Source organism: Candidatus Binataceae bacterium, assembly GCA_035508495.1.
Classification (GTDB): Bacteria; Desulfobacterota; Binatia; order Binatales; family Binataceae; genus JASHPB01.
In genome coordinates this window covers 69,675-85,995 of record DATJMX010000050.1, presented here as the reverse complement: position 1 = coordinate 85,995, position 16,321 = coordinate 69,675, and the positions used below count along the sequence as shown (strand labels likewise).

Here is a 16,321-nt window from a genome sequence, read left to right as displayed (position 1 = left end):
GTCTCCTGACCTCGCTGCTTGCATCCGGCAAAGAGCGGCTTCGAAATCCCGACGGGCTTCATTATCGGTGAACTCGAGAATCGCATCCTGAGCGCTGTTATCCAGTGCACAGGACAACTTGCTCACCAGTCGCGGATCTACGTATTTGGAACACGGCTCGTTTGGTTGAGGATCTGATATCCCGGTTTCGATTTTTTGGCGGAGATACTCGAACGCCTTCCCGAGTTGCACCAAACCGCATCGCGAGCGCAGAGGTTGATCAGACGCAAGCGCGAGACTGGTTTGCCGCATTGCGTTCGCGATAGCCATGGCCGGAACCTCCGGGAAGGCGCCGCGCAGGACGGCCGCCATTCCGGCGACAATCCCCGATGACATCGAGGTTCCGCTGCGCACTCCAAATCCGCCGCTCGGAACAGTGGACAATAGATCGACGCCTGGGGCGACGAGATCGGGCTTTTCGCAGGCTTTGGTGGTGGCGTTGTTCAAGCTGCCGGAGAACTTGACCACTCGCCCGCTTTCGTCGGCTGCTCCGACAGACAGCACTTCCGGATACGTCCCCGGCGCACATGCGCCGCCTGCACCTCGATTGCCGATCGGCGCGACAACCAGGACGTCCTGACCTACCAGCCTTCGAATCATAGTGCGGAAGACAGGCGAAGCGGTAGTTATTCCCAACGACAGATTGGCTACAGACAGACCACAGCCGGCGAGCCAATCCAGACCGAGCAGGATACGCGCGAGGATGGCGCCCTCCTCGATTACAGCGCCGCAGTACAACTGCGACCCGGGTGCGATTCCCAGGACTAAGCCATCTTGAGCGCTTCCTGCGATGAGACCGGCGACATGAGTGCCGTGCGAGGCGGAATCCATCGCGGCGCACTCCCGCCACGAATAACCGTCAGCGCCAAAGTAGCGAAAGCGCGCGATTCGCTGACGCAAAGCGTGATGGCCGCCGTCAACTCCCGTATCGAGGCAGCCAATTCGCACGCCTTGGCCGCGATATCCCGCGGCATGGATACTCGCTACTTCGGCATCAATAGAGCCGCCTATATTTGGTTCTGACCGCGTAGGTTATTCCTTCCGCCAGATGGGCGATGCCGTCGAAGGCCACGGTGACCAGCAACGAAATGCCCTCGGTCGCCTCAACCAACGGCTTGAAGACCCCGAGCTGGCCGATGTCGGGGAACGTGTCCATGCAGTTGCCGAACGTCTTTTCCGAAATACCCAGGATGACCGGATTGGTCGCGCTCCCGCGCGCCCAGTTATAGAAATTTGCCAAATCGGTGAGATATCCTTGCGCGGTGCTCGGGTCCGTAACCGGCCCACCAAGCTGTACACTCTGATAGTTTTTGCTTACATAGGTTTCAAGGTCACTGAGTAGCTGCACCGAGTTGGAAGTCGTGCTCGCCACAACCTGGGTGGCGAACGTCGGATCGGTAGTATCATTCATTTTCGCCTGAAAGTCGGAATACTTCTTTTCGTCGAAAACATACAAGGTGATCATCAGGGCGAAACCGGCCAGGCCACGCACGAAATCGAACAATCCAACATAGCTTTGAGCCTGTGCGAGTGCAGCCGCGGTGATACTCTGCTGGCGTGTGCCGATCATCGTGTAAACAAAGAATAAAGAATCAAAAGCGAAACAGGCACAGCCGTACATGAACGACACGTTGGAAAAATAGTTTGGCGCCTCGAAAACATCTTTCACAGAACCGTAGTCAGGCATTGTAACCTCTTGATTCAGAGGTACAGGAGCACCCGCCATCGATGAGATAACGCCTACGCTGAGATTGATTGCGCCAAACATCGAATCTAACCAACTGAACTCCGCCATTTCCGTCTCGGCAGGGTTGCCATCCTCAGCGGCATCCTCGAACCCTTCGAGATCGTCGCCAGCGTTGCCTGCAACGGACGGCCGCGCCGGATCTTCGACCTCGCGGAAACCCGCATCTTGACCCGCCCCGACCTGACCTGCGCGTGGCAGCGGCTCATCGCGAGCATCCTGCAACCCTCCTGCGTCAGCAACATTGATATGCCCCAGCGTCGAACCTGAATTATCGACGTCATGGAAGCCCGCATCGGGACCAGCCTCGATCTGACCTGTAGGTGGTAGTGGCTCGTCGGGAACGTCCTGTAACCCTCCTGCGTCGGCCTGATTCATAGGCTGCATTGGGATGGAATTGTTGTCCGCCTGGCGCGTCTTTCGATCCTTGGCAAAGTTGATCGCGTCGTTGGCCGCGGAGCTGATGCTCAACACTAGCTGGCATGTGGCATAAGCATAGCTCCAACCCACTGGGTCATCGACTTCCGGGATGCCACTCTGCTCTTGAGCGGCGCCGACGTGGTCGAATGGTCTTTTCCCTTCGATCGCCTGATGGAGCAGGGTGAGTGGAATCGCGACGACGAATGCTGCCAGTCCGAAAGGCGTGAGCTTCTGACCGTTGGTCAGGCCTTCATAAAATGAAGACACGAAGGGAATGTCCAACGCGGTGTTACCGAATGTTTTAAGCTGGGGAATGGCCGTGATGACCATATCGAGAATCGCATCTACCACGGCGCTCACGATGTCGAGGCCAATGTGAGCCGCGGCCCGCACTAGTTCCAACACTACTCCGAGCAGATCTTGAGGAGTTGACCCGTTGTTATTGAATAAGCGCTTGAGATGTTCGTAGGCATCGCCTAGCGCGGCGATGATCGTGGAACCATCCGCGCCGACCTTGCTCGCGACTATCGAGATAAAATCCGTAAGTGGATTGTGAGCAACGGCACCGCTTATCAGCGTGAGGCCCGGTATCGAAAGGGCCGAGCCTTGGGACTGATTAGTGAGCTTTCCAAATAGCCACTCGACCTTCTCGATCGCGCCTGAGAGTTCCGCGGGCGTGGCCGGCTGCTGCGAGACGAGTTTCTCGACCCCGAAGGCTGACATCGCCTGATCGATCGCGCTGTCCAACGCCTTGGCTTGTTGGTTGAAGAAATTGTCAGCCTTGCTCTTGGCGTTTTTGAAGAACGCCAGTCCTTGATCCAACCTGTTGTTGAGCGCATCGAGCAGGATCGGCTGAGTATGCATGACATCGCCCCAGCCCACCTTGTCGAGCAGCCAGCCGATGAGTTTACCCGCCTCGGTGCCAAGCTTGTCGAGCAACGAATTGATCGCCTTGCCAAGCGCAGCAGTGTCGGCTATGAGCACCTGGACCGTCTCCGAGGCTAGCTTGAATGTAATAGCCAGTTCCTGTTGCGCGCCGCTCGCGGCTTCGCCGAGCGCGGTCTCAGTGCCCTTGACGAGAGTTTTTCCCAGGTTCTCGCCGCCAGTGTACAAATCCATGCCGGCCTTTTGCAGGTCACCGTGAATAACATCTTCGCCTACCGCGCTGATCGACTGTGAGAGACCTTTAGCGGCGTGAGTAGCGGTCTCATCGATGGTGTTGCCGACGGAGTCCATCGTATGAACGACGATGCTCGCGCTCTGGTGGAACCAATTACGAAAGTCATCGCCCAAGTCTTGCGCCGCGGCTGTCGTAACGCGGCGCGCGTTCTGAGTCTTCGCGACTACCTGTTGTTTGGTGAGGGGATTGTAGGCCGCGCCGCCACTCGAAAAATCCAACTCGAAGTGTGAGTCCGACATGTTGGACGGCAGCACTGCCCGATCGTGATGCACGCCATGGTAAGTGTCGTTGTATGAGTATTGCACCGCGGCGGTAAGGTTCTGCAGGCTCTTCTGTACCGCGCCGACGTCGGCGGGTTTGCCGTTGAATGCGGCGCTGATACCTAACTGCTGGCGGGCCGCATACATAGCTCCATCGGGAAGGTTATTGATCTTGCGATGCACCTCGACATCGGGCGTCACGATATGCGGCGGATCGGAGGCCTTCATCAGGTTGGTGCGCAAGAAGAGCGTCGGGCATCCGACCTCCGTCGCAGGAATCGAGATCGACAGCTTGGACAATACCGAAGGCCTGACGGTCGCGGTCTGCACCTGATCGATCGTGTAAACCGTATCGTTGATAGTCAGCTTCACTTCTTCAGAAGCCCAAACATCGACACTCGTGACCTGGACAGGAACCGAGACTGAGGCCCGATACACTGGCCTTGCGACGGGCGCGCCGCCGTTCGGCGCGAGATCGAAATCCTGCGTCAAGGCTGGCCGCACGGTGATCTTATGAGACAGGCGCCAGAGCTCAGACTGATGGCCTTTGGCGGTGATGTCGCAGAGATCGGCCAGCGGCGCATTGCCGGCGGCATAGAGAATCTTCTTGCGATAAAGATCGACCTGCAGCTTCACGCCGCGCGTCGGATCAGTCAGATACACCGACCAATCGTCGCGCCCGGTCTCGTTGAAATGGTTGGCGAGCGAACTGTCCTTGGTCTTGTATTCGGCCCACGCGGTCCATCCCACCTGACGCAGTATCTGTGGTGTGGTGGGGCTGCTGTTGTATTCAACCACGTTGACCAGCCATCCGTTCAGGACCGACGAAGTGCTGAGGACGTCGTAAAGGGCCTGCGGCTGCGCGCCTGCGGTCTGGATCATGATCTTCCGCGTATACAAATCGGCCTGAATCCAGATTTTACGGCTGGCGTCGTATAGATATACGGACCAGTCGTCGCGGGCGATCTCGCTGAAAGCAAAGACATTGCGCCCCTTGGTTTCGCTGTCCTCTGACCAGGTCTGCTCACTGGTTTGGCGGAAGTGCCCGAGCAGCTTGCCGGTCGAATCGCCATACGCAACCAGGTTGACGGTCTTGCCATTGTCCAGATTGAGCAGGGGCAAAACGTCGGCGCGTCCGATCGTGTAGAGCTGCCGGCGCGGGTTCTTCGGATCGCTATAGAAGATGGCGCCCTCGAACAAATCGAGCTGCAAGGAGACGTTTCTGGAGCTGTCTTTCAGGTAGACCGACCAATCGTCGCGGCCAGTTTCAGTAAATTGGAAACTGGTTTTGCCGTCGATCGAGTTTTCTTCAATCCAGGTGTGCGAATCGGTTTGCCGCAGTGATCCGGCAATCGCCGTGCCCCCGGCAACGTAATCGACTTCATTGACCAGCCAGCCATTAACTTTTGCTGAAGCAGAAATGACCTTGTAGAGTTCCTGTTGCTTTTCGTTGCCGCTCTGGCAAAGCACGATCGAACGGGATAAATCCAACTGAATTCGAACGTTGCGGCTCGAATCGAGAAGATAGACCGACGAGTCATCGCGGCCGGTCTCGGAAAATTTAAAGGCCGTCTTACCGTCTGTCTTGTCTTCGCTCCAATCCGTGGCGCCGACCTGCTTGAAGCTCCCCTCGATGGTTTTCGGATCCGATCCGTACTCGACGTGATTGGCGAGCCAACCCGTCGGCTGCGACGCCGACGAGAGGATCCCATACTGCGCGCGCCGCTGCGCGTTTGGGTCGCTGTAGTAGATGATCTTCTTGAACAGGTCGACCTGGAGCGAAACCTTCCTAGAACTATCGAATAGATAAATTGACCATTGATCCCGATTGGTCTCGGTCAACTCAAACCTATCGCGCCCGTCCTTGTCGCTGTCCTCTTTCCAGCTATGCAGGGTCACCTGGCGCAGTGTCCCAAGCTTTTGCTTGGTTGTCGGGTCGCCAAAGTCAATCCAGTTTGCGTCGGTTCGGAGCTGTGCATTTGCCATCGCGATCCTTCCCCACTCGAAATTTCTGTCTTTGAGCTATATCGATGTTGTTCCGATCGTATGCCGCCGCTCGCATTGCCTGACCGGGTCCGTTTCCGGTGGAACGGGCCGGCGTAATCTCGTCGACCTGCTCCATTTCAGCCCGAGTGCAATGAAACTTTACACTTTGTTGTTTTCGCGACAAAAGAAATCTCGGGTCGCTCGAAGCGGCCAATCACAGACACGCTAAGCCTTCTCTTCTGTTCCGCTAACCACGCCGGGCAAGCCCTGCTGCGCGACGTGCCAAGCCTGCCCCAAGTCGTCGCTCGTGGCCTTGCCCAAGACGTAGTTTCCGATGGCCTGCTCCAACACGATGTGTCCCTTGTAGTAGGCGTTCGCCCATACTTCGGGCTTCACGACCTGGACTACTGCAGTAAGTTAAGACGCATGCCCGCGCCGACGATCCTGCCTGAAACTCGATCGCGCGCCGCTGCCGCAAATCTCACTGCGCGCCGTTGAGCGACGGCGCGCGAGGTGGTCTAGTCGAAGATCGTATCGATCTTGCCGCCGCTCGCATCAATTACGAACGATTTAAGACGCATGCCCGCGCCGACGATCCTGCCCGAAACTGGATCGCGCGCCACCTTGGTTATCCACTGGTAGCCGCGGTCATACTCTTCGTAGTTATACCAGTCTTGTGGAAGGACCTCGATCACGGCTTGTCGAGGACGCAGGCAATAGATAGCTCGCCTCGCCGTGTTGCGTATCGAAACTGATTCGCGAATCCAGGCGTTGTCGCCAAGAATCAGGATCTCGGGCAGACTTCGGAAAGCATCTGGGAAGTCGAATCGGTTGAGCCCCGATTGGAGCGAACCTGAAACGCGGATTGTCGCCGTCGGTTCTCCGACGAAACCAATCTTTGCTGCGGTCAGCTGCGGCCGCGGCAAGGGATTCAGTTTTCGGAAGTCGAACAGGAAGACGTCAACACCCGGCGCATCGCCTATCCTTCCAATCTCGTGCCACGCGACGATTTGTCGATCGCTGAGAGGCATTGCATAAGTACCATCGCCAAGCAGAAGGAGAGCAGCGCCTTCAACATCCAGAAGCTCGATGCCATTGTCGCCTGCATGCCAGCGCAGTGTCCCGACTTCTGAAGGAACGGCGTTGCCTTCCGGATAGAACCACGGAGCAGGACCGGGCGCCTTTTTGATGAGCGCAGCGAGGTGCTTAAAGTCAAACTTGGCAGTTTGCGATTGGTTCATCGAAAAATGCTGTCAAGAAGTCACCAGGCTGGCTTTCCTGAAAGGTTCTGAATCACCAATATCGCAGCGGAATCTGTCACGCTAGGACCGCTCTTCGGCCGGCCGTTCAGTCACGTCGAGGGACCGCTTGACGTTAAACCGTGTTGACGATATTTCGATTGCCGCGCGCGCATCGGGGGAGAAGATAACATCATGTTATCAGGTAAAGGCCAGTAGAGATATGCGTGCACGCGGATCGCCGCGGGGGAGGATGCGATGTCGCACGATCAGGGGTCGAAGTTTGAGGCCAGCCGGCGTAATTTTCTCAAAGCGGCAGGCGGCGCGGCAGCATTCGCCGCGTTTGCCGGATCGGCTGTCGTCGTCGATGCGGCTCCGCAGCCCGGCGGCGCCGGAAGCACGATCCTGCGCAATCTGAGCGCGGTCAATCTCAAGGACGGCGCGGCACGCAACGAGTTCAACACCTTCGCCTACAACCATCCGAGCAACGGCGACGAATCGCTCTATTCCACGAAGATCGCCAGCTATTCCAAGGGCCTGCCGCACAACAGTTTTGGCGAAGTCGATCTGTCGGCGTGGAAAGGATTCATCCAGACACTGAACAGTGGTAATCCCGCGGCCTTCGAGCAACTCGCTCTTGGCGGCGACGTGCCGCTGGTCGATCCGCAGTCGGGTCTTGCCTTCGATCTCGAGGGGCAGGACGGCCATGGGCTCGTTGAAGAGCCGCCGCCAGCACTCGCGAGCGCAGAGGAGGCGGGCGAAGCGGTTGAGCTCTACTGGGCGGCGCTTCTGCGCGATGTCCCGTTCGCCGACTACGACTCCGATTCCGGAGTCGCGGCGGCCTGCGCGGATCTTAACAAGTTGTCAGACTTCCGCGGGCCCAGGATCGGCGGCAAGGTGACGCCGGGCACGCTGTTCCGCGGCTTCACGGCCGGCGATCTGGTGGGTCCTTACTTCTCGCAGTTTCTCGTGCAGCCGCTCCAATTCGGCGCGGTACCGATCGATCAGCGCATCAAGACGTTCGTCGCGGGACAGGATTACATGACGGATTTTCCGTCATTCCTTGCGACTCAGAACGGCGCGATTAACTATCCGTTTACAGCACCCACGTTCGACTCGACGCACCGCTACCTGCGCAACGGCCGCGACATCGCCGCCTGGGTGCACGTCGATATCCTCTACCAGGCGTATCTCTTTGCCTGCATTTACCTGGTCGATATCAACGCGCCGCTCAATGCGGGCAATCCTTACCTGCACTCGAAAACGCAGAGCGGCTTCGGGACATTTGGTATTCCGCACATCAAGGCGCTGCTCGCGGAAGTCGCCGACCGCGCGCTCAAGGCAGTCTGGTATCAGAAATGGTTCGTGCATCGCCGGCTGCGTCCCGAGGAATTCGGCGGACTGGCCCACCTGACGCTGTCGAACGAGCGGACCTATCCGCTCCATCCCGACCTGCTCAATTCCGATGCGATGGACGCAGTTCACATAACGTATAACTCGTGGTTGCTGCCGCAGGCGTTTCCCGAAGGATGCCCGCAGCATCCGTCGTACGGCGCGGGCCATGCGACCGTCGCGGGCGCCTGCGTGACCGTGCTCAAGGCGTTCTTCAACGAGAATTTCGTGTTGCCCAGTCCCGTGATGGCGTCCGACGACGGCCTTTCGCTGGTGCCGTATACCGGCAGTGATGCGGGTCAGATCACGGTCGGCGGCGAGCTGAACAAGGTGGCGGCAAATATAGCTATCGGTCGCAACCTTGCTGGCGTGCATTGGCGCTCGGACTACCAACAATCGCTGCTGCTGGGCGAGGCGCTGGCGATCACGATCCTTCGCGACCAGAAACCTACCTACAACGAGAACTTCAACGGCTTCACGTTCACGAAGTTCGACGGCACGACGATCACTGTCTAGGAGAGGGCATTCGCGTTACTGCGTTTGGCCTCGTATGCGGTGATGAAGAAATTCTCGATCTCGCGTACGATGTTGCGATCGTCGTAAAGCACCGCGCATCGTTGCCGGATCTCCTCCGACAGCTTCGCACGCCATGCGTGATCGTTGGCGACGCGAATTGCGATGCCCGCGTACGACGCTGCATCGCTCGCGATCAGATCGCCGATTCCCATCCGCTCGTAACATGCACTGGTGACGCGGCCGCGCATGAACTCTCCGGGCAACGTCACGATCGGCAGGCCCATCGCCAGCGCCTCGTAAGTCGAATTGCCGCCACCGAAATGAAACGGATCGAGCATCACATCGCCCGTCATCAGCAAGCGAAAAAAATCCTCACCCAGAAACGGCGGGTAGAAGACGATCCTGCCTGCGACATCGCCGATTGTTCGCGCGAACCGATCTTCGAGCAACTCCTGCCAGTGAGGCTGCCGGCCGCGAATCAGCAACAGATGCGCGTTGCGATCGTTATGCAGGATCGTCGCAAGCGCCTCTGCGAAATCCGGATGAAACTTGAACAGGCTCTGCGGGCATAGGTAGAGCGTCGCCTGCGGCGCCAGCGCGAGGCGCTCGCGCGCGAGAGGATGGTCGGGGCGCGGCGGACGGCGATAACAGACGGGAGAATTCGTCAGACGAACGAGGCGCTCCGAATAGTGATCGTCAGCCCCGTCCGGCTCCGCCGCGCGCCCCGAAATGAAGTAGTCGATGGCGGGAATCCCGGTCGTCACCGGATGCCCCCACGACACGCATTGCACGGGCGCGAGCCGCGCGAAGGCGAGGTAGTAGGTGAACTCGTCCATCCCAATTTCGGGATAAAATATGACGTCGCAGCGCTCGGCCGCGACGATCTCACGCGCCTCTTTCAACGAGCGCGGAAAGTCCACGACACGATCCGCTAGCATGTCGATCTGCGTCGTCGCCGAGTCAGCCTCGCGATGCGCCCGCATCAGGACGATCTCAAAACGCTCGCGCGAGAGCTCTTCGACGATCCCTCGATACAGCTTTCCTATCGTATGACCGTCAAGGTACTCGCAAACGATTCCCAACTTCAGCCGCGCCGCGGCTTTTCGCGGTGCGAGGCAATGCGGCGCGATCCATCCAAGCTCGGGACACGCGTCGAGATGGAACTTCGCGATGGTTTGCTGAAGCTCGCGATCGTTGAGCCCCTGGTACGCGAGGTAAAAGTTCGTCTTGCCGAACTGCCTATACGGATCGTCGAGGCGGATTCCTTCGCGCGTCAGCATCGCGAGCGAATCACGGATACGCACGCGCACCCTTTCGATCTGCTCGCGAGACTCCGGAACCACTGGCATTATCAGCGCGCGACTGACGCGCGCCGCGATGTCGTGAGGCCGGACCCTCGCGAGTTCTGAACAGATCGCCTCCGCATCCTCGATCCGTCCTTCGATTTCCGCGAGATTCGCCAGATTGAGCAACGCCTCGCGTGCGATCGAATTCGATCGATCGAGCCGCATTGCGCGCGCATACTCGGCCACCGCGTCTGCCGGGCTCCCGAGTTGGAGCAGCATCCCTGCGAGGTTGCATCGCGCCTCGATATACTTGCCATCGAGCTCAACCGCGCGGCGATATTCCGCCAACGCATCGTTAAGCCGCCCGACGTTCGCGAACACCGCGCCCAGGTTGTTGTGCGCGAGCGCATAGCGAGGCGCGAGCGCGATCGCGCGCTGGAAGCATTCGATTGAAGTCGCCACGCTGCCGGGACGATCGAGCCGCGAGAGCGCCGAGCCCAGGTTGCACAAAGCCTCGGGAAAATCGGGCTCGATCTTCAGGGTCTCGATGTACTTCTGAACCGCGTCCGCCGTCTTGCCCTGCGCCAGCATCGCATTGCCTTGCGCGAATGCGAGGTCTGCGCGCCTGCGCATCGCGGCCGCGTTGCCGGCGTGCGCGGCTCGCGATGCGGCGCGGCCATCGCGACCATTGCGCGCTTCATGATGAGACTTGGGCGCCATTGCGGATGCCCAGGATCGTGGCATCAACGCCGCCGCCGCGCCTGAGTGTTAGTGCCTAGCCGATCGTAAGGAATTTGGCGCGCGTGGCAGCGCTCTTGCTGATAGTCTTTCAAGAGGCGCCAAGCCCGGAGGGATGCATCCGATGGAAACGCTTTTTCGCTCGATTCTGTGTCCGATCGACTTCGACCGGGTCTCGATTCCCGCAGTCGAGATGGTTCGCAAGATCGGCCAACAGACCAAGAGCCGTGCGATCCTGCTCTACATCATACCGGGCGAGGGCCAGAAGCCCTCCGAGGACGAATTGCGTGTTGCGCAGGATTCGATGCGCGCGATCTCGCGCAAGTGGTTCGAAGGCGTGCTGCCCCACGAGATCATCATTCGCTCTGGCGACCCTGCGCAGGAAATCGTCAAGGCCGCCAACGATCTCGACGCGGAGTTGATCGTTATGGCGACGCATGGGCGCACCGGTATCGAGCATTTCCTGCTCGGCAGCGTCGCGGAGCGTGTCGTGCGCGAAGCCGAACGCCCGGTCCTGACCGTCCGCCCGTTGCATCACGCGTAACTCGTTCTGACAACCGTTGCGGGATGATATAACTACCTCATGCCCGCATCCGATGCGTTCCATCCCGCCGTTCGCGCCTGGTTCGAGCGCCGCTTCGGCGTGCCTTCGCGGGCGCAGGAACTCGGCTGGCCGATTATCGGCGCGGCCCAGGACGCGGGTGGCTACGACGTTCTGCTCTGCGCGCCCACCGGCAGCGGCAAAACTCTCGCCGCGTTCATGTGGGCTATCAACGGCCTCGTGAAGGAGGCCGAGCGCGGCGCGCTTCAGGATGAGGTCTCGGTCCTCTACGTTTCGCCGCTGAAGGCACTAGCCAACGACGTCCGAATCAATCTCGAAGAGCCGCTCCAGGGCGTATGCGACACCGGCAAGGAGTTGGGGGTCGATCTGAGCGGTCTGCGCGCCGGCCTTCGCACCGGAGACACGTCCGCCAAGGAGCGCAATGCAATGCTCCGGCGGCCGCCGCATATTCTCGTCACGACGCCCGAGTCGCTGTTCATCCTGCTCACCTCGCCGAAGTTCCGCGAGAAGCTGAAGCGCGTTCGTCACGTGATCGTCGATGAACTCCACGCGCTCGCCGGCAATAAGCGCGGTGCGCATCTCGCGCTCACGCTCGAACGCCTCGAGCGGATGGTGCGTGCGGAGGGCAGCCCGCGGCCGAATCGGGTCGGGCTTTCGGCGACTCTCAATCCGATCGAAAAGCTGGCGGCGTTTCTTGGCGGATACGACGCCTCGGGTCCTGGAGCCGATCTCGTGCCACGCCAGGTCAAGATTGTGCGCGCCGACGATCGCGCGCGCGAGATGGATCTCGAAGTCTTGTCTCCTGGACCGGACCTGGGCCCACTGGCGACGCACGAGAATTGGGAGGCGATGTACGACGAAGTCGCGCGCCTCATCGGCGAGCATCGCACGACTCTCGTCTTCACGCTGTCGCGGCGATGGGCTGAGCGCGTCGCGCTGAATCTCCAGAAGAAGCTCGGCGCGAACGCGGTGATGGCGCATCACGGCAGCCTCGCGCGCGCTGAGCGTCTGCTGGCAGAGCAGCGCCTCAAGCGCGGCGAGTTGAAAGCGATCGTCGCGACCTCGTCGCTCGAGCTTGGAATCGATGTCGGCGCGGTTGACCTCGTTTGCCAGCTCGATTCGCCGCGCTCGATCTCGGCCGCGATTCAGCGCGTCGGCCGCTCGGGCCACAGCCTCGGCGCGACGCCCAAGGGCCGGCTCTTCGCGTTGACGCACGACGATCTTCTCGAATGCGGCGCGGCGGTGCGCGCGATTCGTCACGGCATCCTCGACGAAGTTGAGATTCCCACCGGATGCCTCGACGTGGCTGCGCAGCAGATCGTCGCAATTGCAGCCGATGAGGACGAAATCAGCGAGGCTAATCTTCTCGGCATCCTGCGCAGCACGTACACCTTCCGCGATTTCGACGCGGCGAAGCTGACGCATCTGCTCGAGCAGATGGCGACCGAATTGCCCGAACGAATCATGGGTGCGGCGCCCAAGCTCTTCTTCGACCGCGTTAATCATCGCGTGCGCCCGCGCCGCAGTGCGCGGCTCTCGGCGATCACCTCGGGCGGCACGATTCCCGAGGCCGGTAACTACGACGTCGTGATCGAATCCCAAGGCCGCAAGATCGGCGACGTCGAAGAAGACTTCGCGCAGGAATCGTCGCGCGGCGACGTGTTCTCGCTCGGCTCGATGCCGTGGATGATCCGGCGAATCTCGCGCGGCCGTTTGCTCGTCGAACCCGCGCCGGGCATGGCGCCGTCGCTGCCCTTCTGGCAAACGGAAGCAGGCGGCAGGTCGCCGGCGCTATCGGGTGAGATTGCGAATCTCAAGCACGAAATTGTGAAGCGCATGGAGCACGGCGACGAAGCGACTCGCTGGCTCATGATGGAATGCGCAATGAGCGAGCGCGCGGCGACCCAGGCGGTCGATTACGTTCGTCGCGGCTACCTGGCGCTCGGCACCGTGCCCGACGATCGAAACGTCGTGATCGAGCGTTTCTTCGACGGCCTCGGCGGTACACAGATTGTCATCCATTCGCCGTTCGGCATCCGCTTCAATCGCGGCTTCGGCCTCGCGATTCGCAAGAAGCTCTGCCAGTCGTTCGACTTCGAGATCCAGGCTTCCGCCATCGACGACGGCGTGCTGCTTGCGCTGAATTCCCGCCACAGCTTTCCGCTCGACGATCTTTTTCCGATGGTGAAGGCGCGCAACGCGCGCGACACTCTCGTGCAGGCGCTCCTTGCCGCGCCGATGTTCGAGGTGCGCTTCCGTCACGTCGCGAGTCGCGCGCTGACGATCATGCGCTCGTCGCGCGGGCGCAAGGTGCCGGCCTGGATTCAGCGCCTGCGCACACAGGAAGTATTGTCGGCGCTCTTTCCGGGACAGCAGGCGTGCTTCGAAAATCGCCCGCCCGCGATTCCGATTCCTGAGCACTACATCGTCGAGGAGACGCTCAACGAATGCCTGACCGAGTCGGCCGATATCGCGCGGATCGAAAGCACGCTCGATGGAATCGAGCAGGGCAGGGTGCGCGTGACTACTGTCGATTCGGTCGCGCCGTCGGTCTTTGCGCATCGCCTGTTGCTCGCGTGGGACTACTCGTTCCTCGATGACGGCGAGCGCGGCAACCGGCGCAGCCGCACCGTCTCGATGAATCGCGGGATGGCCGAGGACGTGTTCCGCAGCGAGGATCTCTCCGAGATGCTCGCGGGCGAAGCGGTGGCAGCAGTGACCGCCGAAGTCACTGGTTTGGATCCGGCGCGCCGGCCGCGCGACGCCGACGAGTTGCTCGAGCTCATCAAATCGCATGGCGCGCTGACGGCAGACGAAGTCGTCCTGCGCGTCGGCGAGCGTGCGACTGCAATGCTAGATCGCTTGCGCGAAGATGGACGTATCTCGAGCGTCGTTCAAGCTGAGCTTCCGGCGTGGCTCATCGGAACAGAGGACAAGGCGCTGTTCGCGGCGGCTTACGGCCGTGAATCTGCCACGGCCGCTCCAGGAGCGGACGACGCGCGTGAGGAACTGACGCGGCGCGCGCTCCGAACTTCAGGGCCGGTCGTCGTTCGCGAAATCGCGGAGCGCCTGCGCTTCAAGGAAAGTGGAATCGCCTCGATTCTCGCGCAATTGGAATCGAAGGGCGCGATCTTTCGCGGACACTTTACGCGCTCCGACGAAATCCAATGGTGCGACCGCTACAACCTCGAGCGCATCCATCGCATGACGCTCGCGCGTGTGCGCGCCGAGATCGAGCCCTGCGCCGACGACGAATACGGGGCCTTTCGTCTGCGTTGGATGCATGCAGGCGGGACAGATATCGCGGCGAATCAAAACGGTATCGCTGTGGTCCTCGAACAACTCGCCGGGATGGCGTTTACGCCCGACGAATGGGAGCGGTCGATTCTGCCCGCGCGCATCCCAGGCTATCGGCCCGAGATGCTCGACCTGGTGCTCGCCGGCGGCCAGTACGTATGGATCGGCGTGACCGAGGAACGGCGGATCGCGAACACGCCCGAGCGCGTGATGTTCGTGCCGCGCGGATCAACTCTGTTCACTCCTCGTCAAGACAGCAATCCATCCGATCCGAACGAGCAGGCGGTGCTCGCCGCGCTGAACGCCGCGGGCGCACAGTTCCTTGACGAGCTTTCAGATCGCGTCAACGTTTCCGAGCGCGATGCCCTCGCCGCATTGTGGAGGTTGGCCTCGAATGGCCGCGTGACCAATGACAGCTTCGCACCGCTGCGTATGTTTGCGACGGATGCCGATACGGCGCGCGTGCTCGATCCGATACCGGGCCGCCCGCCGACGCGCCGCGATGCCGCCGTGCGTGCGCGGCTCAAGTCGAGTCTCGCGGGTAGATGGTCAGCTCTGCGCGTGCCACCTGCCGCCGCCGATCAGCAGGATGAAACGCGCGATCTCGCGATGCTGCTTCTCGAGCGCAACGGAATCTTGTCGCGCGAGATGCTCGCACTCGAAGCGATGCCGCTTTCGTGGAGCGAAATCTCTTTCGCGCTGCGGCGTCTCGAATACGGCGGCGTGATTCGCCGCGGATGGTTCGTGCGATCGCTCTCAGCCGAGCAGTACGCACTGCCCGAGGCCGTCGAGCAGCTTCGCGCTGCCCGCGGCCTGAATCCTGCGCGCGAACGGACGCTTGCTCTCAGTGCCACCGATCCGGCGAATCCGTTTGGGGCGATGCTTCCCGGTTGCGGAATCGCGCGCGAGGCTTCGAATATCGTCGTGTTGCGCGCGGGCCGCCTCGCGGCAGGCTTACAATCGCGCACGATGGTGTCGGCTGGCGAGATCGACGAAGAAAGTTTTCGCGATGCGGTCGCGGCGATCATCGCGATGAAGCGCCGCGTCACGATCGATACGATCGACGGCGCACCCGCGCTCAAGTCGCCGCGCGTGGGAGCGCTGGCCGCGATGCGCTTTCATTCCGACGGCCGCGCGCTCGTCTATGACGGTCTGCCCGGCCCGATACCCGCGGGAGCTCCGCGCGCGAGTAGCTGATGGAACTGGTAGAAAATCCCGATCTGACCGCGATTCAAGAGATAATCGATCGCAGTACGAAGACGGCTTCGCCCGCGGTCGCGGGGTCGATCGCATTTCCGTCGCGGCAGATGAGCGCGGCGGAGCTCGCCGAGTTCTGGCGCAACAATCGGCTGATCGCGATGTCCACGGTCGGTCCGAACGGCGCCCCGCATATCGCGCCCGTGCACGCGCGAATCGTCGGTGCGCAAATCCGCCTCGTCGTGTACGACAACACGATACGCCGCACCGATCTCGCAACGAACCCGCGCGTCGCGTTCTCAGCATGGAACGCCGAAGGCGCCGCCGTCATTGTCTATGGCCGGGCGCGTGAGATTCCCAACTCCCTGCGCGACGCCCGCGCCGGCCAGGACGGCACGCCGCGCAAGGTCGTCGAGCTGGAAGTGACGATCACAAGAATCTACGCAATGCGCGCGCGCTAAGAATT

Annotated in this window: 9 protein-coding genes; 4 read left to right on the top strand and 5 right to left on the bottom strand. The window is 60.8% G+C overall.

The window, feature by feature from the left end:
* From VMA09_16380 to VMA09_16365, 4 genes are all read right to left on the bottom strand, one after another.
* On the bottom strand, positions 1–987 hold a 987-nt coding region (locus VMA09_16380; GenBank protein HUA35188.1), incomplete at its 3' end, for a S8 family serine peptidase.
* Positions 988–1,033: 46 nt separating this feature from the next.
* Complete coding sequence (locus VMA09_16375) at positions 1,034–5,629, bottom strand: hypothetical protein (protein ID HUA35187.1); 4,596 nt, start codon at positions 5,627–5,629, stop codon at positions 1,034–1,036.
* Positions 5,630–5,854: 225 nt separating this feature from the next.
* A complete protein-coding gene (locus VMA09_16370) occupies positions 5,855–6,025 on the bottom strand; it encodes a hypothetical protein (GenBank protein ID HUA35186.1) in 171 nt (56 codons plus the stop codon).
* A 122-nt stretch (positions 6,026–6,147) separates the two neighbouring features.
* Entirely contained in the window at positions 6,148–6,870 is a 723-nt protein-coding gene (locus VMA09_16365; protein HUA35185.1) for a hypothetical protein, read from the bottom strand.
* Positions 6,871–7,125: 255 nt separating this feature from the next.
* Here VMA09_16365 and VMA09_16360 point away from each other — a divergent pair, with 255 nt between their 5' ends.
* Positions 7,126–8,775 carry a vanadium-dependent haloperoxidase gene (locus tag VMA09_16360; protein HUA35184.1) on the top strand — a complete coding sequence of 550 codons (1,650 nt, stop codon included), beginning with the start codon at positions 7,126–7,128 and terminating at the stop codon, positions 8,773–8,775.
* Here VMA09_16360 and VMA09_16355 read toward each other — a convergent pair.
* Complete coding sequence (locus VMA09_16355) at positions 8,772–10,805, bottom strand: tetratricopeptide repeat protein (GenBank protein ID HUA35183.1); 2,034 nt, start codon at positions 10,803–10,805, stop codon at positions 8,772–8,774. The genes VMA09_16360 and VMA09_16355 overlap by 4 nt on opposite strands.
* A gap of 118 nt (positions 10,806–10,923) precedes the next feature.
* Between VMA09_16355 and VMA09_16350 the strand changes: the two genes are divergently transcribed.
* The 3 genes from VMA09_16350 to VMA09_16340 are packed head-to-tail and all read left to right on the top strand — an operon-like array spanning position 10,924 to position 16,316.
* Entirely contained in the window at positions 10,924–11,343 is a 420-nt protein-coding gene (locus VMA09_16350; protein ID HUA35182.1) for a universal stress protein, read from the top strand.
* Positions 11,344–11,382: 39 nt separating this feature from the next.
* Positions 11,383–15,855: a DEAD/DEAH box helicase gene (locus VMA09_16345; protein ID HUA35181.1), complete on the top strand. Its 4,473-nt coding sequence runs from the start codon at positions 11,383–11,385 to the stop codon at positions 15,853–15,855.
* Entirely contained in the window at positions 15,855–16,316 is a 462-nt protein-coding gene (locus VMA09_16340) for a pyridoxamine 5'-phosphate oxidase family protein (protein ID HUA35180.1), read from the top strand. The genes VMA09_16345 and VMA09_16340 overlap by 1 nt, the downstream gene beginning before the upstream one ends.
* Positions 16,317–16,321 lie beyond the last annotated feature (5 nt).

Excerpts from the sequence above, each read along its gene's own strand:
- VMA09_16345 (HUA35181.1), top strand. The coding sequence starts at position 11,383 with ATGCCCGCATCCGATGCGTTCCATCCCGCCGTTCGCGCCTGGTTCGAG.
- VMA09_16350 (HUA35182.1), top strand. The coding sequence starts at position 10,924 with ATGGAAACGCTTTTTCGCTCGATTCTGTGTCCGATCGACTTCGACCGG.
- VMA09_16365 (HUA35185.1), bottom strand. The coding sequence starts at position 6,870 with ATGAACCAATCGCAAACTGCCAAGTTTGACTTTAAGCACCTCGCTGCG.
- VMA09_16375 (HUA35187.1), bottom strand. The coding sequence starts at position 5,629 with ATGGCAAATGCACAGCTCCGAACCGACGCAAACTGGATTGACTTTGGC.
- VMA09_16355 (HUA35183.1), bottom strand. The coding sequence starts at position 10,805 with ATGCCACGATCCTGGGCATCCGCAATGGCGCCCAAGTCTCATCATGAA.
- VMA09_16340 (HUA35180.1), top strand. The coding sequence starts at position 15,855 with ATGGAACTGGTAGAAAATCCCGATCTGACCGCGATTCAAGAGATAATC.
- VMA09_16360 (HUA35184.1), top strand. The coding sequence starts at position 7,126 with ATGTCGCACGATCAGGGGTCGAAGTTTGAGGCCAGCCGGCGTAATTTT.